Source organism: Variovorax sp. PDC80 (genome assembly GCF_900115375.1).
In the GTDB taxonomy this organism is placed as follows: domain Bacteria; phylum Pseudomonadota; class Gammaproteobacteria; order Burkholderiales; family Burkholderiaceae_C; genus Variovorax.
Genome location: NZ_FOWG01000013.1, coordinates 230,270 through 256,314, shown reverse-complemented (window position 1 = coordinate 256,314; position 26,045 = coordinate 230,270). Strand labels below are relative to the sequence as shown.

The following is a 26,045-nucleotide window of genomic DNA, read 5'->3' as shown; positions in this document are numbered from 1 at the left end:
CCGCAGCACCCGTACACGCGCATGCTGCTCGACGCGATCCCGCAGATGAAGCACACGGGGCGCGCGCGCACGCCGGTGCAGGGCGAGGTGCCGAACCCGCTGAACCCGCCCGCGGGCTGCGCCTTCCATCCGCGCTGCCCGCATGCCAATGCGCGCTGCTCGGCCGAGCGGCCGAAGCTCCAGGGCATCCGTGGCGTGCAGGTGGCCTGCCATGCGGCGGAGGAGGGGCGGATCTGAAGATCGGGTCGGGCGCACGAAGATGTGCGCAAAAGCACAGCCGGGCGCGCCGCATCGCGGCACAGTGGCGCGGCTTCTTCCGCACTGCGCCATGCCCCTTCCGATGACCTCTCTTCCTTCCGACGCCGACGCGCTGCGTGCGCTTGGCCGCCGCGGCTTCCTCATGGGCTCGGCGCTCGGCGCGACCGCCGTGCTGGGCACGCTGGCTTCCGTCTCTCAGGCGGTGTCGGCCGCCGGCGGTACGCCCGCGCGACGCATGCCGGTGATCTTCATCGGCCACGGCTCGCCGATGAATGCGCTGGCCGACAACGCCTTCACGCGCCGGCTCGCCGCCTGGGGGCGCGAACTGCCGCGGCCCACGGCCATCCTCAGCGTCTCGGCGCACTGGCTCAGCAGCGGCGCGACCGGCGTCGGCGTGCAGGCCCGGCCCCGGACCATTCACGACTTCGGCGGCTTTCCGCAGGCGCTGCACGACATCGACTACCCGGCGCCCGGCCATCCCGCGCTCGCGCGCGAGGCGGCCGCGGCGGTGAAGCAGTCACCGGTGGTCGCCACCGAGCAATGGGGCCTGGACCACGGCACCTGGACCGTGCTCAGGCATCTCTATCCGAAGGCCGACGTGCCGGTGTTCCAGCTCAGCATCGACTACGACAAGCCCGCGGCCTTCCACTACGCGGTGGGGCGCGATCTCGCCGCGCTGCGCGACAAGGGCGTGCTGGTGATGGGCAGCGGCAACGTGGTGCACAACCTGCGCGCCACCGACCGCGGCACGCCCGACGGCCCGGCGGCGAGCCGGCCCTGGGCCCAGTCCTTCGACGATGCGGTGAAGGCCGCGCTGGCCGGCCGCGACGACCGCGCGCTGATCGGCTATGAAAGGCTCGCGGGCGCATCGACCGCGGTGGCCACGCCCGATCACTACTTCCCGTTTCTCTACGCGCTCGGCGCCGCGGGGGCGGGCGAGCGCGCGAAGACGGTCTACGAGGGCTTCCAGTCGGGCACGCTCGGCATGCGCTGCGTGCAGTTCGGCTGAGCTACTGCTCCTCGCCCCACGAGAACCCGTCGCGCGCGATCATCGCGCTCGATGCGCTCGGGCCCCAGGTGCCGGCCGCATAGGGGCGCGGTCCGCCGTCGCTGGCCCAGCTGTCGATCAGCGGCTCGACCCAGCGCCATGCCTCTTCCTGCTCGTCGCTGCGCACGAACAGGTTGAGCCGGCCGTCGATCACGTCGAGCAGCAGCCGTTCGTAGGCACCCACGCGCTCGGAACCGAAGCGCTTGTCGAAGTCGAGGTCCAGCTGCACCGGCGCGAGCTGCGGCGCGCTGTCCTGGCGGCCGTTGCTGCGGCGGTTGTCCTGCGCCTGCGCGAGCATGTGCAGCTCGAGCCCGTCCTTGGGCTGCAGGTTGATCACGAACTTGTTCGCACTGCCGGCCGGCGCGCGGAAGATCGCGTGCGGCGTGGGGCGGAAGTTGACCTCGATGCGTGCATCGCGCGAGGCCAGCCGCTTGCCGGTGCGGATGTAGAAGGGCACGCCGGCCCAGCGCCAGTTGGCGATCTCGGTGCGCAGCGCGACAAAGGTCTCGGTGCGGCTCTCGCGGTCGACGCCGGGTTCGTCGCGGTAGCCCGGCACGCGCTCGCCGTAGGCCGTGCCGGCCGTGTACTGGCCGCGCACCGTGTGCAGGCCCAGCGTCTCGGGCGTCCAGGGCTTGAGGGCGCGCAGCACCTTGAGTTTCTCGTCGCGGATCGCATCGGCATGCGAGTTGATCGGCGGCTCCATGCCGATCGCGCACAGCAGCTGCAGCGCATGGTTCTGCACCATGTCGCGCAGCGCGCCGGTCTGGTCGTAGAAGGCGCCGCGCTTTTCCACGCCCAGGTCCTCGGCGATGGTGATCTGGATGTTGGCGATGTGCTCGCGGCGCCAGATGGGCTCGAACAGCGCGTTGCCGAAGCGCATCGCGAACAGGTTCTGCACCGAGGGCTTGCCGAGGTAGTGGTCGATGCGGAAGACCTGCTTCTCCTCGAGCACCTTGCCCACCGCGGCGTTGATCGCGCGGTTGGAGGCCAGGTCGTGGCCCAGCGGCTTCTCGAGCACGATGCGGGTGCGCGCGCCATTAAGGCCGGCGGCCGCGATCTGCTCGACCACCTGCGTGAACAGGCCCGGCGCGGTGGCGACATACATCACGACCGTGTCGGCATCGCGCTGCTTGAGCAGGTCGGACAGGCGCGCATAGTCGTCGGGCTTCGACAGGTCCATGCGCAGGTAGTGCAGCATCGAGGCGAACTTCTCGAACTCCTCGGGCGAGGGCCGCTTGGCGCCTTCGACGGCATTGAAGCGCGACTGGATCAGCTCGCGGTACTGGTCGTCCGACAGGTTGTCCCGCGCCACGCCGACGATGCGTCCGTCCTTCGGCAGGCTCCCGTGCCGGAAGGCCTGGAACAGAGCGGGCATCAGCTTGCGCCATGCGAGATCGCCGGTGCCGCCGAACAGAACGAGATCGAAGCTCATGGGGAACACTTTCCTTGGGTCTGGGGGCGAGCAGGCAATGTGCCGGCCCGCCAATCGCGATGGTACTTGTACCAATTCCTCGCACTTGTACTAAAGCTACGCTGAACCCATGGCCGGGAGGCCTTTTTTTATTGAACGAAGCGGAGAACTCCATGAAGAAGCTTTTTGTTGCGGCGGCGCTGCTGGGTGGATCGGCGATGGCATCGGCCCAGGGCACGGTCAACGTGATCTGCTCGGTGCAGGCCGAGTGGTGCAGCGTGATCTCGACCGTGTATGCGCGCACCACCGGCACCCGCATCAACATGGCGCTCAAGGGCTCGGGCGAGGCGCTGGCCCAGCTCATCGCCGAGAAGGACAACCCCAAGACCGACGTCTGGTTCGGCGGCACCGGCGACCCGCACCTGCAGGCGGCCGAGCAGGGTCTGACGCTCGAGTACAAGTCGCCCTCGCTGTCGCAGCTGCACCCCTGGGCCCAGCAGCAGGCGAAGCAGTCGGGCTACAGGACCGTGGGCATCTATTCGGGCCCGCTGGGCTTCGGCTACAACCCCGAACTGCTGGCCAAGAAGAAGCTGCCCGTGCCCAGGACCTGGGCCGACCTGCTCAGGCCCGAGTACAAGGGCGACATCCAGGTGGCCAACCCCGCCTCGAGCGGCACAGCCTACACCATGATCGCCACGCTGGTGCAGCTCATGGGCGAGGACAAGGCCTTCGACTACCTCAAGGCGCTGCACAAGAACGTTGGCCAGTACACGCGCTCGGGCACCGGCCCGATCAAAGCCGTGGCGCGCGGCGAGACCGCGGTGTCGATCAGCTTCGTGCACGACGGCCCGGGCGAGAAGATGCAGGGCTTCCCGGTCGAGACCATCACGCCGAGCGACGGCACCGGCGCCGAGATCGGCTCCATGAGCATCATCAAGGGCGCGCGCAACCTCGAAGCGGCCAAGAAGTTCTACGAATGGGCGCTCACGCCGGCCGCGCAGGAGCTCGGCGCCGCCAACAAGCAGTTCCAGCTGCCGAGCAATGCCGCCGCCAAGCTCGATCCGCGCATCCCCGACTTCAAGAAGATCAAGTTCATCGACTACGACTACGCCAAGTACGGTGCCAGCGCCGAGCGCCGCCGCCTGATCGCGCGCTGGGAGAAGGACGTCAACTCGCTGCCGCGCTAGGTGGAAGCGCGTTCCATCGGGGCCTCGCCCCGCGCGGCGGTCCCGCGCAATCCGGCCTCGGAGGCCGCGGCACGGCGCACCCAGCGCTGGATCCGCGCCTGGGTCTTGCTGGGCCTCGCGGCCTACCTGCTGCTGCCCTGGTATGCGATCCAGGATGCGACCTGGTACGAGGCCGTTCCGCAGGTCTTCGGCAACGCCGAGGGCGCCAATGGCCTGATGCAGGCCGCCACGCAGGGGCGCGTCTGGCTGTTCGTCGGGTTGGCGGGCCTGCTGGTCTGCGCCGTCGGCGCCTGGCTGCCGCCGGGCCGCGCGCAGGGCCGCTGGCTGCTGGCCGGCGGCGCGGGCGGTGCCCTCGGGCTCGCGCTCGCGGGCTTCGCGATCGGCGCGCGCGGCTGGGCCTTCGCGGCGCTCGAGGCGCGCTTCGGCGAGCTCGGGGTCAACCAGTTCGGCATCGGCGCCGGCGGCTTCGTGGCGCTCTGTGCGCTGGTGCTGCTCGCGGCCTTCGGCATCGCGCGGCTCGGCCGCTTCAAGGGCGACCTGTTCGTGGCCGCCTCGGTGCTCGGCTGCGGCGTGCTGATGGCGCTGTTCATCGCCTACCCCGTGAGCCGCGCGCTGTCGGGTGCCTTCCTCGACGAGGACGGCCGCGTGTCGATCGCCGCCTTCCTCGCGCGCGTCTTCACCGAACGCATCTGGGGCCTGGGCTGCCTCGCGGGCGGGGTGCGCTGCGGCGTGGCCTGGAACACGCTGGTGCTGGCGCTGCTGACGGCCGCGGGCACCACCTTCCTCGGCACGCTGATGGCGCTGATGGCCGAGCGCGGCAGCCGGCGCGGGCAGGGCGCGCTGCGGGTGCTGGCGCTGCTGCCGATCATCACGCCGCCCTTCGTGGTGGGCCTCGGCCTGATCCTGCTGTTCGGCCGCGCGGGCATCGTCAACCAGGGGCTCGAAAGCGTGTTCGGCATCGAGCCCACGCGCTGGTTCTACGGCATGCCCGGCGTGCTGGTGGCGCAGCTGTTCGCCTTCACGCCGATCGCCTTCATGATCATGCGCGGCGTGGTGCAGGGCATCGCGCCCAGCCTCGAGGAGGCCGCGCAGATGCTGCGCGCCGACCGGCGCCGCGCCTTCTTCACCATCACGCTGCCGCTGCTCAAGCCCGGGCTGGCCAATGCCTTCCTGGTGGGCTTCATCGAGAGCATCGCCGACTTCGGCAACCCGGTGGTGGTGGGCGGCCAGTTCTCGGTGCTGTCGACCGACATCTTCTTCGCCATCGTCGGCGCGCAGTACGACCAGGGCCGCGCGGCCTCGCTGGCCTGGGTGCTCACCCTGTTCGCGCTCGGCGTGTTCGCGCTGCAGCGCGGACTGCTCGGCAAGCAGAACTACACCACCGTCAGCGGCAAGGGCGACGCCGGCATCCCGATGGCGTTGCCCGACGGCGTGCGCCGCACCATCCACTGCATCGCGCTGCCGTGGATCGCCTTCACGGCCGTGGTCTACCTGTTCGCCTTCGCGGGCGGCTTCGTGCAGACCTGGGGGCGCGACTACAGCTTCACCTTGCAGCATTTCAAGACCGCGTTCGCGCTCGAGTGGGGCCAGTTCGGGCTGGTGTGGGCCGGCACGGCCTGGAACTCGCTGCTCACCACGCTCAAGCTCGCGGGCATCTCGGCGCCGATCACCGCGGCGCTGGGCCTGCTGATCGCCTGGCTGCTGGCGCGCAACGAGTTCAAGGGGCAGGGTGCCTTCGAGTTCGGCGCGCTGCTGGCCTTCGCGATCCCGGGCACGGTGCTCGGCGTGAGCTACATCCTGGCCTTCAACGTGCCGCCGTTCGAGCTCACGGGCACCGGGCTCATCATCGTGCTGTGCTTCATGTTCCGCAACCTGCCGGTGGGCGTGCGCGCGGGCACGGCGGCCTTCAAACAGCTCGACCGCTCGCTCGACGAGGCCTCGCTGATGCTGCGCGCCTCGACCTCGCAGACGCTGTTCAAGGTGGTGCTGCCGCTGCTCAAGCCGGCGCTGGTGGCGGCGCTGGTCTACAGCTTCGTGCGCGCGATGACGACCGTGAGCGCGGTGATCTTCCTGGTCACGGCCGAGAACGAACTGGCCACCACCTACATCATCGGCCGCGTCGGCAACGGCGATTACGGCATCGCGCTGGCCTACTGCACGGTGCTGATGATCCTGATGTCGCTCGCGATCGCGCTGGTGCAATGGGTGGTGGGCGAACGCAGGCTGGGACGGCGCGGCACGGCGCCGGGGCACCAGGGGCATCACAAGATGGAGGGGCTGGCATGAACACGGGGATCGAATTTCGCGACGTCACCAAGCGCTATGGCGCCGACCGCAACGCGCCGCTGGCGGTCAAGGGCATCAGCTTCGAGGTGCCCGAGGGCACGCTGACCACCATCCTCGGCCCCTCGGGCTGCGGCAAGACCACCACCCTGCGCATGATCGCAGGGCTCGAGTCGCCGACCTCGGGCGCGATCTTCATGGGCGGGCGCGATGTCACCACACTCGGGCCGGCCGAGCGCAACGTCAGCATGATGTTCCAGAGCTATGCGCTGTTCCCGCACATGGACGTGATCGGCAACGTGGGCTACGGCCTGCGCATGAGCGGCGTGAAGAAGGACGAGGCCACGGCGCGTGCGCGCGAGGCGCTGCGCGGCGTGGGCCTGGTGGGCTTCGACCAGCGGCTGCCGAGCGAGCTTTCGGGTGGCCAGCAGCAGCGCGTGGCGCTGGCGCGCGCGCTGGTGCTCGAGCCCGCGGTGCTGCTGTTCGACGAGCCGCTGTCGAACCTCGACGCGCGGCTGCGGCGCGAGATGCGCGAGGAGATCCGCTCGCTGCAGCAGCGGCTCAAGCTCACGGTGGCCTACGTCACGCACGACCAGAGCGAGGCGCTGGCCGTGAGCGACCAGATCATCGTGATGGACCACGGCGTGATCGCGCAGCGCGGCACGCCCGAGCAGCTCTACGGCCGGCCCGAGAGCGAGTTCGTCGCGGGCTTCATGGGCGAGGCGATGGTGTTCCCGGGCGTGGCCGGTGCCGACGGCGACGTCACGCTCGGGCCGCTGCGGCTGCGGCCGCGCCATGCGGTGGCACCGGGCGCGGTCAAGGTGGCGGTGCGGCCCGAGGCCTGGCGCATCGGCGAGGCTTCGGCGGCCGACACCGGCCTGCCGGCCACGCTGAAGAAGGTGGCCTACCTCGGCAGTTTCTACGAGTACGGTTTCGACACGCCGCTGGGCGCGGTCTTCGTGGTTTCGACCGACCTGTCGAACCCGCTGGCCGCGGGCGCGCAGACCCGGCTCTCCCTGGGGGCGCACGGCGTCAGCGTGGTGTAGCGCGCGCATGGAACAATGGCGCCATGAACGTGGTTTTCGATCTTGGCGCCGTGCTCTTCACCTGGGAGCCCACCCGGCTGGTCCAGGCCCATCTGGCGGAGCATGCGCCCACTGAATCCGCCGCCGCGGCCCTGGGCCGCGCGCTTTTCCATCACGACGACTGGACCAGCTTCGACTGCGGCACCCGCACGCTCGAGGAGTCCGTCGCCCGCATGGCGGCCCGGCTCTCGCTGCCGGCCGACCGGCTGCTGGCCATGCTCGACGGACTCGGCGAACGGCTGGCGCCCATCGAGGTCACGGTGGCGCTGCTCGAGGATCTGTGCGAGCGCCGCGAGGCCGGCGAGCCGCTGAAGCTCTACTACCTCTCGAACATGCCCGCGCCCTATGCGCGCGCGATCATGGCGCGCCATGGCTTCATGCGGCGTTTCGACGGCGGCGTGTTCTCGGGCGACGTGAAGTTCCTGAAGCCCCATCGCGAGATCTACGAACTGCTCGCGGTGCGCCATGCGCTGGCGGCGGAGCAGACGGTGTTCATCGACGATTCGGCCCCCAACGTGGAAGCCGCGCGCGCCTTCGGCTGGCACGCGATCCACTGCACCGCGCCGGCCTCGCTCGCGACCCAGCTCTCGCGCTACCTGCCGGTGCGCTCGACCTTGTCGATGTCGAAGCCCAGGCTGCCCGCGTAGTCGAGCTCGGCCTGCAGCGTTGCGTCGTCCAGGCAGGGGGCGCGCGACAGCACCCACAGGTATTCGCGGTTCGGCGTGCCGACCAGCGCCACCTGGTAGTCGCGGTCCAGCTTCAGGATCCAGTAGTCACCCCACACCACCGGCAGCCAGGCCAGCCACGAGGGCGCGAAGCGCACCTCGAGCCGGCCCGCGCCGGGCTGGCCCGCCACCGGCACCACGCGCGCGGTGCCCAGCGATTCCTCGAAATTGCCGTCGGCGCGTTCGCAGCGGTTGAGCACCTCGATCGTGCCGTCGGGCCGCGGCGTGTAGTTGGCCGTGACCGGGCCGGCGCAGGATTTCTGGAAGCGGTTGGGCAGCCGCGCCTGTTCGTGCCAGAGGCCGGCATAGCGGTGCAGGTCCACCGGCGCCACCACCTGCAGCGGCGCGCGCATCAGCGGGGCGCCGTCGGCCGGGCCGGCCAACTTGACGCGCGAGCGGCGCGCGGCATCCAGCGCGAGCCAGGCCGCCGCGCCGCCGATCACGAAGGCCGTGGCCAGCGTGCCGATGGCGGCACTGGTGCGGCGGTCATCGAAGGAGGCGAGGTCGGTGGAGGCTGCGGGTGGAAGTCTGCGCTGCATGTAGGGGGCTCCTGGGGTCGGGACGGCGAATCCGGCGATTCGCAAAGGAAAGGATTCTTCAGCCTAGACGCGCCCGCGGGCCGGCGCCGTCAGCCGTGGACCACAGCGCCTGTAGGGCGGCATGGGGCCGAAACCCTGCTGGCCGCATGTTGTTCGCGCCGTCATGGAACAGGGTGCCAAGCCGTGCTACGGTGCGCATGAAAGCATCGGCCCGCATGCAACAGCGTGCAGGCCCCGTCGCCATCACCGCAACATAATCATTGCCATGAACCAACTCGATGCACTCCGTCAATGGACCACCGTGGTCGCCGACACCGGCGACTTCAAGCAGCTCAGCGCCTCCAAGCCGCAGGACGCGACCACCAATCCGTCGCTGATCCTCAAGGCGGTCCAGAAGCCCGAGTACCGTCCGCTGCTCGACGAGGGCGTGAAGAAGCATGCGGGCAAGCCGCTCGACGAGGTCATCGACCGCCTGCTGGTGCGCTTCGGCACCGAGATCCTCTCGATCATCCCGGGCCGCGTCTCGACCGAGGTCGATGCGCGCCTTTCGTTCGACACCGCCGCCACCGTGGCGCGCGGCGAGCGCATCACGGCGCTCTACAAGGCCGAGGGAATCGACACCGAGAAGCGCCTGCTGATCAAGGTCGCCTCCACCTGGGAAGGCATCGAGGCCGCGCGCCAGCTCGAGCAGAAAGGCATTCGCACCAACCTCACGCTGCTGTTCTCGTTCGCGCAGGCCGTGGCCTGCGGCGCGGCCGGCGTGCAGCTGATCTCGCCCTTCGTCGGCCGCATCTACGACTGGTACAAGAAGTCCGCGGGCGCCAAGTGGGACGAGGCCGCCAACGCCGGCGCCAACGACCCGGGCGTGAAGTCGGTGCGCCAGATCTTCGAGTACTACAAGGCCAACGGCATCAAGACCGAGGTGATGGGCGCGAGCTTCCGCAACGTGGGCCAGATCCAGGCGCTCGCGGGCTGCGACCTGCTGACCATCAGCCCCGAGCTGCTGGCCGAGCTGGCCGCGAGCAACGAGCCGCTCGAGCATGCGCTCGATGCCAAGGCCGCCGCCCAGGGCAAGGCCGAGAAGGTCGCCTACGACGAAGCCGGCTTCCGCTTCGCGCTCAACGAGGACGCGATGGCCACCGAGAAGCTCGCCGAGGGCATCCGCGCCTTCGCGGCCGATGCGATCAAGCTCGAGAAGCTGATGCAGGAAAGCGGTCGCTGATCATGGCGACCCCGCTTCGCTGCGACCGCGCACCGGCCTGGGCGCAGCTGCAGTCGTACTTCGAGACCGCGGGCCGCCAGTTCGACCTGCGCCATGCCTTCGTCGACGACGCCGGCCGCTTCGCGCACTTCAGCCAGGAGGCGCCGTACCTGTTCGCCGACCTGTCGAAGAACCTGATCGATGCGCGCGTGGAAGCGCTGCTGTTCGCGCTCGCGCGCGAGTGCGGCCTCGAGGCGCACCGCGACGCGATGTTCGCGGGCGAGCACATCAACAACACCGAAGACCGCGCGGTGCTGCACACGCTGCTGCGCGCGCCGGCCGATGCCAAGGTCGGCAAGACCGCGCCGCAATTGCGCGAGGTGCACGAAACGCTCGACGCCATGCTCACCTACGCCGAGAAGGTGCGCGGCGACCACACCATCACCGACGTGGTCAACATCGGCATCGGCGGCTCCGACCTCGGCCCGCAGATGGCGGTGCTCGCGCTCGCGGAATTCGCGGCGCCGGGCAAGCACTTCCATTTCGTCTCGAACGTCGACGGCCACGAGCTCGACGGCGTGCTCGAGGGCCTCGCGCCCGAGCACACGCTGTTCCTGATCGCCTCGAAGACCTTCACCACGGCCGAGACGATGACCAACGCGCAGTCCGCCAAGCGCTGGTACGAGCAGTCGGGCGGCAACGACATCGCGGGCCATTTTGCGGCGCTCACCACCAACGTGGAAGCGGCCAACAAGTTCGGTATCGAGACCACCTTCGGCTTCTGGGACTGGGTGGGCGGGCGCTATTCGCTGTGGTCGGCCATCGGCCTGCCGATCGCGCTGGCCATCGGCGCCGAGGGCTTCCGCCGGCTGCTGGCGGGCGCGCATGCGATGGACGAGCACTTCCGCACCGCGCCGCTGGCGCAGAACCTGCCGATGCGCCTCGGCCTGCTCGACGTCTGGTATCGCAACTTCCACCGCTTCACGAGCCGCAGCATCGCGCCCTATCACAGCGCATTGAAGCGGCTGCCGGCCTATCTGCAGCAGCTCGAGATGGAGAGCAACGGCAAGCAGGTCGACGCGACCGGTGCGGCGCTGCCGCCGGGCCTGGGCACTTCGCCCGTGCTGTGGGGCGAGCCGGGCACCAACGGCCAGCATGCCTACTTCCAGATGCTGCACCAGGGCACCGATGTGATCCCGCTGGAGTTCCTCGCGGTGCGCGATGCCTCGCACGACCTCGAGGGCCACCACCCGAAGCTGCTGGCCAACGCGCTCGCACAGGCGCAGGCGCTGATGGTGGGCAAGCTCGACGCGGGCGGCCACAAGAACTTCCCGGGCAACCGGCCCAGCAGCTTCTTCGTGTTCGAGAAGCTCACGCCCGAGGCGCTCGGCGCCTTCATCGCGCTGTACGAGCACCGCGTGTTCACCAGCGGCGCGCTATGGGGCATCAACAGCTTCGACCAGTGGGGCGTGGAGCTCGGCAAGGTGCTCGCGAAGGACATCGAGCCGCGGCTCGCCTCGGGGGACGTCACGGGCCTCGATGCCTCGACCGCGGGCCTGCTGCAGCGGCTGAGCCCGCCCGCGCAGTGAGCGCTTGGCCATTCGAAGTACGCCATTCGTTGCCATTGCCGTTGAAGAAGGCGCCGATATGATGGCCCCGGGAAATTTCCCGGGGACCTCAAGAGGAGCCGATCAAATGGATTTTCAAACAGCGGTCAAGACCTGCTTTCAGAAGTACACGGATTTCAGTGGGCGCGCCTCGCGTTCCGAGTTCTGGTGGTTCATATTGGCCGAGGTGGTCGTTCTGATCGTCGCCAGCTTCATCCACCAGATCGTCTACCTGGTCGCCGCGCTGGGCTTCCTGCTGCCCGTGCTGGCCGTGGGCTCGCGCCGCCTGCATGACATCGGCAAGAGCGGCTGGTTCCAGCTGCTGATGATCATTCCGCTGATCAACCTGGTGCTGATCTATTTCTTCGTCCAGCCCAGCCAGCCCGAGTCCAACGCCTACGGCCAGCCGCAAGGCGCCTGAAGACCACGGACACCCGCAGAACAACGATTCGACAGGGCCGCGTATGCGGCCCTTTTTTCTGCCCGCCGCCGATTCAGGCCTCGGCCGTCGCGGCCGCGCGCACCGGCGCACCGCTGGCCATGCGCAGGCACAGGTCGAAGGCCTGCTGCAGGCCCTCGATCTGCGCGATGCCTTTGCCCGCGATGTCGAAGGCGCTGCCGCTGGCCGAGGTGGCCACGGGCACGGGCAGGCCGCCGTGCAGGGTCACGCCCTGCTCGAAGCCCATGAGCTTCATCGCGATCTGGCCCTGGTCGTGGTACATCGAGACCACCGCGTCGACGTCGCCGCGCCGCGCGCCGATGAACACCGTGTCGGGCGAGAACGGGCCGCGCGCGTCGTAGCCCTCGGCGCGCAGCTTCTCGATGGCCGGGCCGATGATCTCGATCTCCTCCATGCCGATCGAGCCGCCGTCGCCGGCATGCGGGTTGAGCCCCGAGACCGCGATGCGCGGCTGCGCCACGCCCGACTGGCGCAGCGCCGCGGCGATGATCTTCACCGCGTCGCGCACGCCTTCGCCCGTGATGTGGCTCGCCACGTCCTTGAGCGGAATGTGCGAGGTCACGCGCGAGGTCCACAGCGCGCCCGTGAGGTTGAACTCGCAGACGAAGCCCGGCACCGCGAAGCGCGCCTGCATGTAGCGCAGCTCGTCCTCGTGCACCAGGCCGCCCAGGCGCAGCGAATGCTTGTTGAGCGGCGCGAACAGGATCGCGTCGACCTGGCCGCGGCGCACGGCCGCGGTCGCGAGCTCGAGCGCCTGGAATGAGGCGCGGCCCGAGGCCTCGTTCGATTCGCCGAGCACCGGCTCGGCGCCCTCCATCCAGTCGCAGGCCAGCAGCGAGGGCCGGCCGTCCTCGAAGCGCAGCGTGTCGAGGCTCTCGGCCGCGAGCGGATCGAGCTTCGCGCCGGCGATGCGCTCGCCCGCGGCCAGCACCACCGGGTCGGCGATCAGCAGCACGCGCGCGGCGTCGAGGTTGCGCTGGCGCGCGAGCAGCTTGACCGCCATCTCGGGGCCGACCCCGCTGGGGTCGCCGAGCAGCACGGCGATGCGGGGCTTGGCGGAGGTCACGGTCGGAATCTTCGAAGGAGTGGACATGGCGATCGTCGGTGGAGAAAAAGGGGACGGCCTCATTCGGCCTTGATGTTGGCGGTGCGCACGAGCTGGCCGTAGTGCTCGAACTCCTGCCGGTTCATGGCGGCGAAGGGCTCGCCGATCAGGCTGCCGGGCTCGCCGCCCAGGGCCTTGATGCGGGCCTGCACGTCGGGCAGCTGCAGGCTGCGCGCGAGCTCGGCGCTCAGGCGCTCGACGGCCGGGCGCGGCGTGCCGGCGGTCACGTAGAGGCCGTACCAGGTCGAGACGTCGGCGCCCTTGACGCCCTGTTCGGCCAGCGTGGGCACGTCGGGCAGCTCGGGCGAGCGCTGCGGCGCGCTCACGGCCAGCGCGCGGAACTTGCCGGCCTTGATCTGACCCATGGCCGAGGAGGTGCTGTCGAACATCATCTCGACCTCGCCCGAGATGATGTCGATGTGCGCCTGCGAGCTACCCTTGTAGGGCACGTGCACCGACTTCATGCCGGTGGCCAGGTTGAAGGCCTCGCCGCCCACGTGCTGCGTGCTGCCGATGCCCGAGGAGGCGTACTTGAAGCCGCCGGGCCGGGCCGCCATCGCGGTCAGCAGGTCCTTCACCGACTTGTAGGGCGAACTGGCCGACACCACCAGCACGTTGGGCATCACGGCCACCAGGCCCAGCGGCTGCAGGTCCTTGAGCGGGTCGTACTTGAGCTTGAGGATGTGCGGCGCCACCGCCTGCGCGGTGTTGGTGGCCAGCAGCAGCGTGGCGCCGTCGGCCGGCGCGCGCGCCGTGAGCTCGCCCGCGATGGTGTTGGAGGCGCCGGGCCGGTTCTCGACCACCACCGGCTGCTTGAGCGCGGGCGAGAGCTTGTCGGCCAGCACGCGCGCCAGGATGTCGGTGCCGCCGCCCGGCGAGGCGCCGACCATGATGCGCAGCGGCTTGTCGGGGTAGGCGGGCGCGGTCTGGGCGGCGGCAAGGCCGGTGGCCAGCGCGAGCGTGGCAACGAGCGAAGTCGCGAAGAAGGCGGCGCGTCGGTGCCGGAAGGCCAGGGAAAAGGGGCGCATCGGGGTTGTCTCCTGCTTGTTGGTCTTGAGCGCCATTGCTTTCCATGCATGGCAAAGCCGCAGGGTAGGCCGTTCGCTCCTTGCGATCCAATCGAAATTGCCGCGGGCTTCATATACTTTTGGTGATGACAGTCCAAAAAACCTCGCCCGATGCCTCGCTGATGCTGCAGGTGCGACCGCGCCAGCTGCTGCTGCTGGTGCGCCTCGACGCCCACCGCCACCTGGGCCGCGCGGCCGAGGCCATGAACATCAGCCAGCCCGCGGCCACCAAGCTGTTGCAGCAGCTCGAGGATTCGCTCGGCGAGAAGCTGTTCGAGCGGCTGGCGCGCGGCATGGAGCCCACCGCCTATGGCGAGATCCTGGTGCGCTACGCCCACCGCGTGGTCAGCGACTTCGGCAGCGCGCGCGAAGAGATGCTGGCGCTGCGCTCCGGCCTCAGCGGCGCGCTGCGCGTGGGCAGCGTTCCCGGCGCCGTGCCCGAGCTGCTGGCGCCGGCGCTGGTCGAGTACCGCCGGCGCCATCCGCAGGTGGCGGTGTCGGTGGTGGTCGAGACCAGCGACGTGATGCAGGCCCAGCTCGAGCAGGGCGACGTCGACCTGGTGCTGGGCCGGCTCACCGACGGGCACGACGAATCGCGCTACGCCAGCGTGCCGCTGCTCGGCGAATCGCAGGTGGTGGTGGTGCGCGGCGGCCATCCGGCCTTCGAGCGCGAGGGCCTCACGCTGGCCGACCTGGCGGCCTGGCAATGGGTGCTGCAGCCGCCGGGCTCGCCGCAGCGCGGGCGCTTCGAGGCCGCCATGCGCGAGGCCGGCGTGCAGGCGCGGCTCGACATCCTCGAGACCGCCTCGCCGATCGCCATCACCGCGCTGCTCGAGAGCTCCGACATGGCGGCCGTCATGCCCGCCTCGCAGGCCCGACACTACGCGCGGCTGGGCCTGCTGCGGGTGGTGCCGATCGAGCTGCCGGTGCGCGTGCCGCCGATCTGCCTGGTCACGCGCGAGGGGCGGGCGCTCTCGCCCGCGGCGGCCCAGTTCCGCCGGCAGCTGCTGGGCACCGGCTGAACGCTTTGGATTGCCTCTGGCACATGCTGTATTGCGTTGCCTAGGGAATTCACTAGCCAATCGGTGCATGAAAGTACCGTCGTTGACATTCGAAGTACCAAAACCGCAAGCATGTTTATCCAGAATCCGGGCACGGCGACCCGAGGGGGCGTCGCTCACCCTCTAGGAGACAACATGCAGCGTTTTCTGAAAGCGGGCCTCGTCCTCGCACTCGCCGGCACCGGGCTCGTCGCCCAGGCTGCCACCGAACTCGTGATCGCGACCGTCAACAACGGCCACATGATCGAGATGCAGAAGCTCACGCCCTTCTTCGAGAAGGCCAATCCCGACATCAAGCTCAAGTGGGTCACCCTGGAAGAGGGCACGCTGCGCCAGCGCGTGACCACCGACATCGCCACCAAGGGCGGCCAGTTCGACGTGATGACCATCGGCCTATACGAAGCGCCGATCTGGTCGAAGAAGGGCTGGCTGCAGCCCATCGCCACCGATGCCGCCTACGACGCCGACGACCTGCTGCCCGCGATCCGCGACGGCCTGTCGTACCAGGGCAAGCTCTACGCCGCGCCGTTCTACGGCGAGAGCTCGATGCTCATGTACCGCAAGGACCTGGCCGACAAGGTCGGCTTCCAGATGCCCGAGCAGCCAACCTGGAACCAGGTGAAGGAACTGGCCGGCAAGATCCACGACCCGAAGGCCGGCGTCTACGGCATGTGCCTGCGCGGCAAGCCGGGCTGGGGCGACAACATGGCCTTCCTGACCACGCTGGTCAACACCAACGGCGGCCAGTGGTTCGACATGCAGTGGAAGCCGCAGATCGACACCAAGCCCTGGAAGGACGCGATCGGCTTCTACGTCGACCTGATGAAGGCCTACGGCCCGCCGGGCGCTTCGGCCAACAGCTTCAACGAGAACCTCGCCCTGTTCAACGAAGGCAAGTGCGGCATGTGGGTCGACGCGACCATCGCGGCCTCGTTCATCAGCGATCCCAAGCAGTCGAAGGTGGCCGACAAGGTGGCTTTCGCGCAGGCACCCGTTGCTGTCACGCCCAAGGGCGCCAACTGGCTGTGGACCTGGAACCTGGCGATCCCCGCCAGCTCGACCAAGGCCGCCGCCGCCCAGACCTTCGTGAAGTGGGCCACCTCCAAGGACTACATCAACCTGGTCGCCAAGGAGCAGGGCTGGGGCGCGGTGCCCACCGGCACGCGCAAGTCGACCTACGCGAACCCCGAGTTCCAGAAGGTCGCGAAGTTCGCTGCCGCCGAGAAGAAGGCCATCGACGGCGCCAACCTCAGCGACAGCACGTTGCCGAAGTCGCCCTACGTCGGCGTGCAGTACGCGGCCATCCCCGAGTTCCAGGCCATCGGCGTGGCGGTGGGCCAGCAGATGAGCGCGGCACTCGCGGGCAAGGTCACGGTCGACCAGGCGCTGAAGACTTCGCAGACCACGGCCGAGCGTGAGATGAAGAAGGCCGGCTACTACAAGTAAGCCTCGTGGCTTGCTCCCTCCCCTCCGGGGGGGGCGGGGTGGGGGGCACGCACGGCGCGTCGTTCGTCGCCGCGCTCGATCGCAGCAGCCCCCATCCCCACCTTCCCTCAGAGGGGGAAGGAGCCTGACAGAAGAGAGAAGGGACCACCCATGAAAAGACTCCTGCCCCGCGCACTCATGGCGCCGGCCGTGCTCACGCTCTTCCTCTGGATGATCGTGCCGCTCGCGATGACGTTGTACTTCTCGTTCGTGAACTACAACCTCATGCAGCCCGGCGACCATCCCTTCGCGGGCCTCGCCAACTTCGAGTACTTCGTCACCGACCCGGACTTCTGGCCCGCGACCTGGAACACGCTGCTGCTGATCGGCAGCGTGATCGGCATCACCGTGGTGCTCGGCGTGCTGCTCGCGCTGCTGGTCAACGAACCCTTCCCGGGCCGTGGCATCGTGCGCGTGCTGCTGATCTCGCCCTTCTTCGTCATGCCCGCGGTCAACGCGCTGCTGTGGAAGCACATGATGATGAACCCGATCTACGGCATCCTGGCCGACGTGTGGCGCGCCTTCGGCGCCCAGCCGATCGACTGGCTCACCGACGTGCCCCTGCTGTCGGTGATCATCATGGTGGCCTGGCAATGGCTGCCATTCGCCTGCCTGATCTTCATCACCTCGCTGCAGTCGCTCGACCGCGAGCAGATGGAGGCCGCGCGCATGGACGGCGCGAGCGCGTTCCAGCGCTTCTTCTATCTCACCGTGCCGCACCTCGCGCGCCCGATGGCGGTGGTGATCATGATCGAGATGATCTTCCTGCTCAGCGTGTTCGCCGAGATCGCCATCACCACCAACGGCGGCCCGGGCAACGAGAGCACGAACATGACCTACATGATCTTCAAGCAGTCGCTCATGAACTTCGATGTGGGCGTGGCTTCCGCGGGCGCCCTGTTCGCGGTGGTGCTGGCCAACATCGTGGCCGTGTTCCTGATCCGCATCATCGGCAAGAACCTGGATTAGTCATGTTGCACACCCCCAGTCTTCGCGCACTTCGTGTCGCTTCGCCAACCCCCTTGCAGGGGGCAACACCAACGGCCCGGCAAAGCCGGTTCCGTGGTGTTCCTGGAATGGGCCGTGTCTTGCCCACCGCACGATGGAGTAGCTGAACCATGCAACAACAGGCTCCCAGCAACTTCCTGCCGCAACTGCTGCGCACCGTCGGTGCCTGGGCCGTCGCGCTGCTGCTGTTCTTCCCGCTCGGCTGGCTGTTCCTCACGGCCTTCAAGACCGAGCTGCAGGCGATCCACGTGCCGCCGCTGTTCATCTTCGAACCCACGCTCGACAACTTCGGCGAGGTGCAGCGGCGCAGCGACTACCTGCTGTACGCACGCAACTCGCTGATCACCAGCCTGGGCTCGACCATCCTCGGCCTGTTGATCGCGGCGCCGGCCGCGTACTCGATGGCCTTCTTCCGCACGAAGAAGACGCGCGACATCCTGATGTGGATGCTCTCGACCAAGATGATGCCGGCCGTGGGCGCGCTGGTGCCGATCTACGTGCTCGCGCAGACCGCGGGCCTGCTGGATTCGCTGAGCGCGCTGACCATCGTGTTCACGCTGTCGAACCTGCCGATCATGGTCTGGATGCTCTACAGCGCCTACAAGGACATCCCGAACGAGATCCTCGAGGCCGCGCGCATGGACGGCGCGAGCCTGTGGACCGAGTTCCGCCATGTCGTGCTGCCGCTGTCGGTCGGCGGCCTCGCCTCCACCGGCCTGCTGTGCCTGGTGCTGAGCTGGAACGAGGCCTTCTGGGCGCTCAACCTCACCTCCGCCAAGGCCGGCACGCTGGCCACGCTGATCGCCTCGTACTCGAGCCCCGAGGGGCTGTTCTGGGCCAAGTTGTCGGCGGCCTCGCTGATGGCCATCGCGCCCATCGTCGTGTTCGGCTGGTTCAGCCAGAAGCAACTGGTGCAAGGCCTGACCTTCGGCGCCGTCAAGTAAAGAAAGGGAGACACCCCATGGCCTACCTCCAACTGAAGAACATCAAGAAGAGCTTCGGCGAAGTCGACATCATCAAGGGCGTCGACCTCGAGATCCAGAAAGGCGAGTTCATCGTCTTCGTCGGTCCCTCGGGCTGCGGCAAGTCGACCCTGCTGCGGCTGATCGCGGGGCTCGAGCCGATCAGCAGCGGCAACCTGCTGCTCGACGGCAAGGACATCACCTGGGCGCCTTCGGGCAAGCGCGACCTCGCGATGGTGTTCCAGAGCTATGCGCTCTATCCGCACATGAGCGTGTACGACAACATGTCCTTCGCGCTCAAGCTCGCGGGCACGAGCAAGTCCGAGATCAAGACCAAGGTCGAGCATGCGGCGAAGACGCTGAACCTCACGCAGTACCTCGACCGCCTGCCCAAGGACCTCTCGGGCGGCCAGCGCCAGCGCGTGGCCATCGGCCGCGCCATCGTGCGCGCGCCCAAGGTGTTCCTGTTCGACGAGCCGCTGTCCAACCTCGACGCCGCGCTGCGCGGCAACACGCGGGTGGAAATCCACAAGCTGCACCGCGCACTCGGCGCGACCACCATCTACGTCACGCACGACCAGGTCGAGGCCATGACCCTGGCCGACCGCGTGGTGGTGCTCAAGGACGGGCTGATCGAGCAGGTCGGCACGCCGCTCGAGCTCTACGACCGCCCGGCCAACCAGTTCGTCGCGCAGTTCATCGGCATGCCCTCGATGAACATGGTGGCGGCCAGCGCCATCCCGAGCTTCTCGGCCGCCACCGGCGGCCGGCTGCCGAGCGACGGTTTCCTCGGCGTGCGGCCCGAGGGCCTGCGCGTGCATGCGAAGGCCGGCGCACCGGTGTCCGATGTGCAGGGCCGCGTCGAGCTGATCGAGGCGCTGGGCGCCGACACGCTGATCCATGTCGACGTGGGCGGCGTGCCGCTGGTGGCGCGCCAGAACGATCGCACGCCGCTGCAGGCCGGCGACGACGTGGCGGTCGAGCTCGATCCCTCGGTGCTGCACCTGTTCACGCGCGACGGGCGCGCGGTCGCGGCCTGAACCTCTTCTCTCGTTTCATTCCTCTTCCGGGACATTCTTCGTGACTCTCGCAGCAGCGCCCCTTCCACCCGCTCCCTCGGAGTTCACGGTGCTCCACCTCGGCCTCGGGTCGTTCCACCGGGCGCACCAGGCGGTCTACCTGCAGCGGCTGATCGACGCGGGCGACACGCGCTGGTCGATCTCGGGCGCCAACATCCGGCCCGACATGGCCGAGGTCGTCGAGGCGCTGCGCGCCCAGGGCGGCCGCTACACGCTCGAGACCGTGTCGCCCGCGGGCGAGTACCGCTACGAGCAGATCGAGGCCATCCGCGAGGTGCTGCCCTACGAGCCCTCGCTCGCCGGCCCGATCGCGCGCGGCGCCGCGCCCTCGACGCGCATCGTCTCCTTCACCGTCACCGAGGCCGGCTACTACCTCGACACCAAGGGCCGGCTCGACCTGGCCTTCGCCGACCTCGCCACCGACATCGCGCGTGCCGCGAAGGGCGAGGCGGGCGGCGAGGGCGTGACCATCTACGGCGCCGTCTGCGCGATCCTGCGCGCGCGCAAGGCCGCCGATGCGGGCCCGCTCACGCTGCTGAACTGCGACAACCTGCGCCACAACGGCGAGCGCTTCCGCGCCGGCCTGCTCGAGTTCATCGAGCGCGCGGGCGATACCGAGCTGCTGGCCTGGACGCAGGCGAACACGCGCTGCCCCAATGCCATGGTCGACCGCATCACGCCGCGCCCGCCGCCCGAGCTGCGCGCGCGCGTGCAGGCCGCCACCGGTCGCGACGACGCGGCCGCGATCACCGGCGAAAGCTTCATCCAGTGGGTCATCGAGGACGACTTCGCGGCCGGCCGCCCCGACTGGGCGCGCGTGGGGGTCGAACTGGTCGACTCGGTGCAGCCCTACGAAGAGGCCAAGATCCGCATCCTCAACGCCACCCACAGCTGCATCGCCTGGGCCGGCACGCTGGTGGGCCTCGGCTTCATCCACGAGGGCACGCACGACGCCGCCATCCGCAAGATGGCCTTCGACTACGTGAGCGACGACGTCATTCCCTGCCTGAGCCCGAGCCCGATCGACCTCGCGGCCTACCGCGACGTGGTGCTCGACCGTTTCGGCAACCCCGCCATCCGCGACACCAACCAGCGCGTGGCCGCCGACGGCTTCTCGAAGATCCCGGGCTTCATCGCACCCACCGTGCGCGAGCGGCTGGCCGCGGGCCAGCCCATCGACAGCGTGGCGATGTTGCCCGCGCTGTTCCTGGCCTTCCTGCAGCGCTGGCACCGCGGCACCTTGCCCTATGCCTACCAGGACCAGGGCATGGACGAAGCCGTGGCGCATGCCATCTGCGACGCGGCCGACCCGGTCGTCGCGCTGTGCGCGGACGCGGGCCTGTGGGGCCCGATCGCGGGCGATGCGCGGCTGGTCGATGCGGTGCGCCGCGCGAGCAGGCGTGTCGCGAGTTTCATCGGCGACAAGGCATGAGCACCCGGCTGCAGGACCGCCATGTGCTGCTGACCGGCGCGGGCGGCGGCATCGGCCTGGCGGTCGCCGAAGCCTGCATCGCCGAGGGCGCGCGCTGCAGCGTGGTCGATCGCGCTGCAGCCCCTTCCGAGGCGGTGCGCGCACTGCAGCAGCGCCATCCCGACCGCCTGGCCTACATCGCGGCCGACGTGACCGACATGCAGGCCATCGCGCGCCTGCTGGTCGAGGCGCAGGTGGCCTTCGGGCCGATCCACGTGCTCTTCAACAACGCCGCCGTGTTCGATCTCGCGCCGCTGCTCGACAGCGACGAGGCCTCGTTCGACCGCCTGTTCGCCGTCAACGTGAAGGGCATGTTCTTCGTCATGCAGGCCGTGCTGCGCCACATGGTCGAGGCCGGCACCCGCGGCGCCTCGGTCATCAACATGGCCTCGCAGGCGGGGCGACGCGGCGAGGCGCTGGTGTCGCACTACTGCGCCACCAAGGCGGCCGTGATCAGCTACACCCAGAGCGCGGCGCTCGCGATGGCGCCGCATGGCATCCGCGTCAACGGCATCGCACCCGGCGTGGTCGATACGCCGATGTGGGACCAGGTCGACAGCCTGTTCGCCAGGGCCGAGGGGCTGGCCCTCGGCGAGAAGAAGCGGCGCGTGGGGCTCGAGGTGCCGCTGGGCCGCATGGGCCTGCCGGGCGACATCGCGGGCGCGGCCGTGTTCCTGGCCAGCGACGAGGCGCGCTACATCACGGCGCAGACCTTGAACGTCGATGGCGGCAACGTCATGAGCTGAGATGGCGATGCATGCTGCAGTGAAGTCAGGAAAGTATCGGAGCGCTTGTCTTCACCGCGGTGAAGCGCGGGCCGCCCGGTGAGAAGATAGCCGACCTCCGCCGCACGCGATCCATGAACGACGATTTCCATCTCTACCTCGACAGCGCCGACCTCGCGGCGCTGCGGGCCTGCCTGCCGCACCCGGTCGTCCATGGCGTGACGACCAACCCGACCTTGCTCCAGCGTGCCGGTGTCGGCCGCGCCGACGTGCCCGGCTTGCTGCAGCGCTGCATCGAGCTGGGCGCGCGCCAGGTGCAGGCGCAGGTGTACTCGAGCGAGGTCGACGGCATGCTCGAGGACGCGCAGGCGCTGCTGCCGAAGTTCGACGCCGGCCAGCTCGTCATCAAGATTCCCGCCACGCGCCAGGGCCTGGTGGCCGGCGCGCGGCTGATCGCTCAGGGCGTGCCGGTGACCTGGACCGCCGTCTACGCGCCCGAGCAGGCGCACTTCGCGGCGCAGCTCGGCGCGGCCTATGCGGCGCCTTACCTCGGGCGGCTCGAGGATGCCGGCCAGGACGGGCTCGCGCTGATCGCGCGCATGCAGTCGCTGGTCGCGCGGCGGCCCGCGGCGGGCACGCGGCTGCTGGTGGCGAGCATCCGCTCGCGCGAGGCCTACCTGTCGCTGCTCGCGCTGGGCGTCGGCGCCATCACGATCCCGCCGCGCCTGTTCGCCGAACTGCTCGACCATCCCGCCACCCTGGCCGCCGAACGCGGCTTCCTGGACGACGCCGGCGCCCTGAACTGACCGAAGAAAATCCTGTCCTCACCATGCGCATTGCACTCACGGGCGAAGCCCTGATCGATTTCACCGCCAGCGAGGCCGGCGCGCTGGCCTTCCTCGGCCACGAGGGCGGCTCGCCGCTCAACACGGCCGTGGCCTGCGCGCGGCTGGGCCAGCACACCGGCTTCTTCACGCAGCTGTCGACCGACCTGTTCGGCGAGCGGCTGATGGGCTTCCTCGAACGCAACGGCGTCGACACCGGCTTCATCCTGCGCAGCAGCGCGCCCTCGACCCTGGCCTTCGTCGAGCGCACGCCGCAGACCAACCGCTATGCCTTCTACACGCACGGCAGCGCCGACGCGACCTGGGCGCCCGAGCCGCTGCCGCAACTGCCGGCCGACTGCCGCTTCCTGCACTTCGGCTCGATCTCACTGCTGCAGGAGCCGGCCGCGACGCGCATCGCCGACCTGGTGAGCGCCAACGCGGGCCGCTGCGTGATCGTGTTCGATCCCAATGTGCGGCCCAGCCTGATCCCCGACCTCGCGGCCTACCGAGCGCGCGTGTCCAACTGGTTCGCGATGGCCGACCTGGTGAAGCTCAGCGACGAGGACGCCGCGCTGCTCGCGCCGGATCGCCCGGTCGATGCGCTGGCCGCCGAGATCCTGGCCACGGGCGCGCGCGCCGTCATCGTCACGCGCGGCGGCGAGGGCGCCACGCTCTGGCGCGCGGGCAAGGTGCCGCTGTCGGTGGCCGCGCCGCGCGTGCAGGTGGTCGACACCATCGGCGCCGGCGACACCTTCACGGCCGGCCTGTCGGTCGCGTTGCTCGACCAGGGCGTGGAGCACCGCGACCAGCTCGCGGCGCTCGGCGACGACGGCTGGCGCGCGGTGATGCGCTTCGCCGCCACCGCCGCGGCCCTGAACTGCACCCGCGAGGGTGCCGATCCACCGGTGCTGGCGGCCGTGCAGGCGGCGCTGGCGCAGGGAGACAATCGCTAGTCGTTCTGGCAGCGGGCGCGGCCCGCGAGCGAGCATGCAGCCATGACCACCACCACCCGCAAGCGTTCGATTCCCCGCCAGCGCCAGCCCGAGCTGGAGCGCGACTTCGCGCGCTCGCCCTCGCTGGGCTACGAGGCGCCCGAGGAGACCGGCCTGGTGCGATGCCTGGCGCACGGCTTCCCGAGCCCGCTGGTGCGCTGGCACTTCCACGAGGACTACGAGCTGCACCTGATCACCGAGACCTCGGGCAAGGCCTTCATCGGCGACTGGATCGGGCCGTTCCAGCCCGGCCACCTGGTGCTGTGCGGCCCGCGGCTGCCGCACAACTGGATCTCGCTCGACGTGCCCGAGGGCGGCGCGGCCGGGCGGGATCGCGTGATCCAGTTCCGCCACGAGCCGATCGAGCAGGCCGCGGCCCAGATTCCCGAGCTGCGCGAGGTCATGCAACTGCTCGAGCGCGCGCGCCACGGCATCGAGTTCTTCGGCCTTTCGCAGCAGGCGCAGCAGCACTGGGACGACATCAAGGCCGCGCGCGGCGTGCGCCGGCTCGGGCTGTTCCTGGGCTTCCTGGCCGACCTCGCGCAGTGCACCGACTACCGGCTGCTGTCGAGCGTGCAGATGCAGGGCGCGCAGGGCGCCGACGGCGATGCGCAGGTCGACCAGATCAACGGCATCGTCAACCGCATCACCAACAACATGACCGAGCAGCTCTCGATGGCCGACCTGGCCGCCGAGCTCGGCATGAGCGAGAGCCGCTTCAGCCGCTTCTTCCGGCGTTCCACCGGCAACAGCTTCACCGACTTCGTCAACCGCGTGCGCATCAACAGCGCCTGCCACCTGCTGATGCAGACCGACCACTACGTGACCGACATCTGCTACCAGGTCGGCTTCAACAACGTGGCGAACTTCAACCGGCGCTTTCTCGAGATCAAGGGCATGACGCCCAGCGAGTTCCGCCGCCAGGCGGACACCCGCTTCGGCAACGGCATGGCCTGAACGCCGCCTTTCATCCAAACCCACCGGGAGCTTCTCTTGTATCTGGGACTCGACCTCGGCACGTCCGAGCTCAAGGCGCTGCTGCTCGCCGACGATCACCGCATCGTCGGCGTGGCGCGCGCATCGCTGACCGTGGACCGGCCGCATCCGCTGTGGTCCGAACAATCGCCCGCGCAATGGTGGCAGGCGCTCGAGCAGGTGATGGCGCAGCTGCGCGCCGACCAGCCGGTGGCGCTCGCGCAGGTGCGCGCCATCGGGCTGTCGGGCCAGATGCACGGCGCCACCTTGCTCGACGCGGCCGGCGAGGTGCTGCGCCCGGCCATCCTCTGGAACGACGGTCGCAGCGGCGCGCAGTGCGAGGCGCTGACGCGCGCGGTGCCGCGCCTGGGCGAGATCGCGGGCAACCTCGCGATGCCGGGCTTCACCGCGCCCAAGCTGCTCTGGGTGCGAGAGCACGAGCCCGAGCTCTTCGCGCGCGTGGCGCGCGTGCTGCTGCCCAAGGACTGGCTGCGCTTCATGCTGAGCGGCGAGGCGGTCGGAGAGATGTCCGATGCGGCCGGCACGCTGTGGCTCGACGTCGGTGCGCGCGACTGGTCCGACGAACTGCTCGCGGCCACCGGCCTCACGCGTGCGCAGATGCCGCGGCTGGTGGAAGGCAGCGAAGTCTCGGCCACGCTGAAGCCCGCGCTCGCCGAACGCTGGGGCCTGGGCGCGGAGGTGAAGATCGCCGGCGGCGCGGGCGACAACGCCGCCAGCGCGGTCGGCATGGGCATCGTGGAGCCGGGGCAGGGCTTCGTCTCGCTCGGCACCTCCGGCGTGATCTTCGTGGCCTCGAGCCGCTTCGAGCCGAATCCCACGCAGGCGGTGCATGCCTTCTGCCACGCGCTGCCGGGCCGCTGGCACCAGATGTCGGTGATGCTCTCGGCCGCGAGCGCCGTGAGCTGGGCGTCGCGGCACCTGGGCTTCGGCGACGAGGCCACGCTGCTGGCGGCGGCCGCGCGGCTCGACGACGCGGCGCGTGCGCGCGCGCCGATCTTCCTGCCCTACCTGTCGGGCGAACGCTCGCCGCACAACAACGCGAACGCGCAGGGCGTGCTGTTCGGGCTCACGCAGGCGCACGGCGCCGACGACATCGCCTATGCGGTGGTCGAGGGCGTGAGCTTCGGATTGCGCGACGGGCTCGACACGCTGGCGCGGCCCGCGGGCGCACTGGCGCTGGTGGGAGGCGGTGCGCGCAGCAGCTGGTGGGCGCAACTGCTGGCCGACATCCTCGAGGTGCCGCTGACGCTGGCCGAGGGCGGCGAGGCCGGCGGCGCGCTGGGTGCCGCGCGCTTGGCTTGGCTGGCCGATGGCGGTGCGATCGCCGCGGTGTGCACCGCGCCCGCGGTGCGGCAGCGCTTCGATCCGAAGGCCGAGGCCGCGGCGGGGCATCGCGCGCGGCATGCGCGCTTTCGCAAGCTCTATCCGCTGCTGCGTGCGTCGTTCGAGGCCTGACCCTTCCC

Annotated in this window: 24 protein-coding genes; 20 read left to right on the top strand and 4 right to left on the bottom strand. The window is 69.6% G+C overall.

The window, feature by feature from the left end:
* On the top strand, positions 1-237 hold a 237-nt coding region (locus tag BM109_RS32235; RefSeq protein ID WP_371269006.1), incomplete at its 5' end, for an oligopeptide/dipeptide ABC transporter ATP-binding protein.
* A gap of 103 nt (positions 238-340) precedes the next feature.
* Positions 341-1,267 (top strand): 4,5-DOPA-extradiol-dioxygenase, encoded by a 927-nt coding sequence (gene ygiD / locus BM109_RS32230; RefSeq protein WP_177239510.1) that lies wholly within the window; start codon positions 341-343, stop codon positions 1,265-1,267.
* Position 1,268: 1 nt separating this feature from the next.
* On the opposite strand, the gene zwf is transcribed toward ygiD, so the two are convergent.
* On the bottom strand, positions 1,269-2,738 hold the full coding sequence (gene zwf / locus BM109_RS32225) for a glucose-6-phosphate dehydrogenase (protein WP_093352172.1): 1,470 nt from the start codon (positions 2,736-2,738) through the stop codon (positions 1,269-1,271).
* A 152-nt stretch (positions 2,739-2,890) separates the two neighbouring features.
* Between zwf and BM109_RS32220 the strand changes: the two genes are divergently transcribed.
* The 4 genes from BM109_RS32220 to BM109_RS32205 are packed head-to-tail and all read left to right on the top strand — an operon-like array spanning position 2,891 to position 7,919.
* Entirely contained in the window at positions 2,891-3,904 is a 1,014-nt protein-coding gene (locus BM109_RS32220) for an ABC transporter substrate-binding protein (protein ID WP_093352169.1), read from the top strand.
* Positions 3,905-6,190, top strand: coding sequence for an ABC transporter permease (locus BM109_RS32215; RefSeq protein WP_093352166.1), 2,286 nt, complete (start codon positions 3,905-3,907; stop codon positions 6,188-6,190).
* Positions 6,187-7,233 (top strand): ABC transporter ATP-binding protein, encoded by a 1,047-nt coding sequence (locus tag BM109_RS32210; protein WP_093352165.1) that lies wholly within the window; start codon positions 6,187-6,189, stop codon positions 7,231-7,233. The genes BM109_RS32215 and BM109_RS32210 overlap by 4 nt, the downstream gene beginning before the upstream one ends.
* Before the next feature lie 23 nt (positions 7,234-7,256).
* Complete coding sequence (locus BM109_RS32205; protein WP_093352163.1) at positions 7,257-7,919, top strand: HAD family hydrolase; 663 nt, start codon at positions 7,257-7,259, stop codon at positions 7,917-7,919.
* Here BM109_RS32205 and BM109_RS32200 read toward each other — a convergent pair.
* Positions 7,865-8,536 (bottom strand): lipocalin family protein, encoded by a 672-nt coding sequence (locus BM109_RS32200; RefSeq protein ID WP_093352161.1) that lies wholly within the window; start codon positions 8,534-8,536, stop codon positions 7,865-7,867. The two genes, BM109_RS32205 and BM109_RS32200, sit on opposite strands and share 55 nt — an antisense overlap.
* 265 nt (positions 8,537-8,801) lie before the next feature.
* Between BM109_RS32200 and tal the strand changes: the two genes are divergently transcribed.
* The 3 genes from tal (at position 8,802) to BM109_RS32185 (ending at position 11,765) form a co-directional block, all read left to right on the top strand.
* On the top strand, positions 8,802-9,758 hold the full coding sequence (gene tal / locus BM109_RS32195; protein WP_093352159.1) for a transaldolase: 957 nt from the start codon (positions 8,802-8,804) through the stop codon (positions 9,756-9,758).
* 2 nt (positions 9,759-9,760) lie between these two features.
* Positions 9,761-11,326: a glucose-6-phosphate isomerase gene (pgi, locus tag BM109_RS32190; protein WP_093352156.1), complete on the top strand. Its 1,566-nt coding sequence runs from the start codon at positions 9,761-9,763 to the stop codon at positions 11,324-11,326.
* A gap of 106 nt (positions 11,327-11,432) precedes the next feature.
* Positions 11,433-11,765, top strand: coding sequence for a DUF805 domain-containing protein (locus tag BM109_RS32185; protein WP_093352153.1), 333 nt, complete (start codon positions 11,433-11,435; stop codon positions 11,763-11,765).
* A 73-nt stretch (positions 11,766-11,838) separates the two neighbouring features.
* On the opposite strand, the gene BM109_RS32180 is transcribed toward BM109_RS32185, so the two are convergent.
* Positions 11,839-12,897 carry a 4-hydroxythreonine-4-phosphate dehydrogenase PdxA gene (locus tag BM109_RS32180; RefSeq protein WP_093352151.1) on the bottom strand — a complete coding sequence of 353 codons (1,059 nt, stop codon included), beginning with the start codon at positions 12,895-12,897 and terminating at the stop codon, positions 11,839-11,841.
* Positions 12,898-12,929: 32 nt separating this feature from the next.
* Complete coding sequence (locus tag BM109_RS32175) at positions 12,930-13,937, bottom strand: Bug family tripartite tricarboxylate transporter substrate binding protein (RefSeq protein ID WP_093352222.1); 1,008 nt, start codon at positions 13,935-13,937, stop codon at positions 12,930-12,932.
* 125 nt (positions 13,938-14,062) lie between these two features.
* Here BM109_RS32175 and BM109_RS32170 point away from each other — a divergent pair, with 125 nt between their 5' ends.
* From BM109_RS32170 to xylB, 11 genes are all read left to right on the top strand, one after another.
* Positions 14,063-14,998: a LysR family transcriptional regulator gene (locus BM109_RS32170; RefSeq protein ID WP_256222905.1), complete on the top strand. Its 936-nt coding sequence runs from the start codon at positions 14,063-14,065 to the stop codon at positions 14,996-14,998.
* A 174-nt stretch (positions 14,999-15,172) separates the two neighbouring features.
* On the top strand, positions 15,173-16,483 hold the full coding sequence (locus tag BM109_RS32165) for an ABC transporter substrate-binding protein (RefSeq protein ID WP_093352148.1): 1,311 nt from the start codon (positions 15,173-15,175) through the stop codon (positions 16,481-16,483).
* A gap of 150 nt (positions 16,484-16,633) precedes the next feature.
* Complete coding sequence (locus BM109_RS32160; protein WP_093352146.1) at positions 16,634-17,491, top strand: carbohydrate ABC transporter permease; 858 nt, start codon at positions 16,634-16,636, stop codon at positions 17,489-17,491.
* Between the two features lie 149 nt (positions 17,492-17,640).
* Positions 17,641-18,474, top strand: a complete 834-nt coding sequence (locus BM109_RS32155; RefSeq protein ID WP_093352143.1) for a carbohydrate ABC transporter permease — start codon at positions 17,641-17,643, stop codon at positions 18,472-18,474.
* Positions 18,475-18,491: 17 nt separating this feature from the next.
* On the top strand, positions 18,492-19,532 hold the full coding sequence (locus tag BM109_RS32150) for an ABC transporter ATP-binding protein (protein ID WP_093352141.1): 1,041 nt from the start codon (positions 18,492-18,494) through the stop codon (positions 19,530-19,532).
* An 88-nt stretch (positions 19,533-19,620) separates the two neighbouring features.
* Positions 19,621-21,003, top strand: coding sequence for a D-arabinitol 4-dehydrogenase (dalD, locus tag BM109_RS32145; RefSeq protein ID WP_093352138.1), 1,383 nt, complete (start codon positions 19,621-19,623; stop codon positions 21,001-21,003).
* A complete protein-coding gene (locus tag BM109_RS32140; protein ID WP_057594075.1) occupies positions 21,000-21,788 on the top strand; it encodes an L-iditol 2-dehydrogenase in 789 nt (262 codons plus the stop codon). Before dalD ends, BM109_RS32140 begins: the two co-directional genes overlap by 4 nt.
* Positions 21,789-21,901: 113 nt before the next feature.
* On the top strand, positions 21,902-22,573 hold the full coding sequence (locus tag BM109_RS32135) for a transaldolase family protein (protein ID WP_093352136.1): 672 nt from the start codon (positions 21,902-21,904) through the stop codon (positions 22,571-22,573).
* A gap of 23 nt (positions 22,574-22,596) precedes the next feature.
* Entirely contained in the window at positions 22,597-23,547 is a 951-nt protein-coding gene (locus BM109_RS32130) for a carbohydrate kinase family protein (protein WP_093352133.1), read from the top strand.
* Positions 23,548-23,589: 42 nt separating this feature from the next.
* The gene (locus BM109_RS32125; RefSeq protein ID WP_057594072.1) at positions 23,590-24,543 is read left to right on the top strand and encodes an AraC family transcriptional regulator; all 954 of its coding nucleotides are present in this window, start codon (positions 23,590-23,592) and stop codon (positions 24,541-24,543) included.
* Positions 24,544-24,579: 36 nt separating this feature from the next.
* Entirely contained in the window at positions 24,580-26,037 is a 1,458-nt protein-coding gene (xylB, locus tag BM109_RS32120) for a xylulokinase (protein ID WP_093352131.1), read from the top strand.
* Positions 26,038-26,045 lie beyond the last annotated feature (8 nt).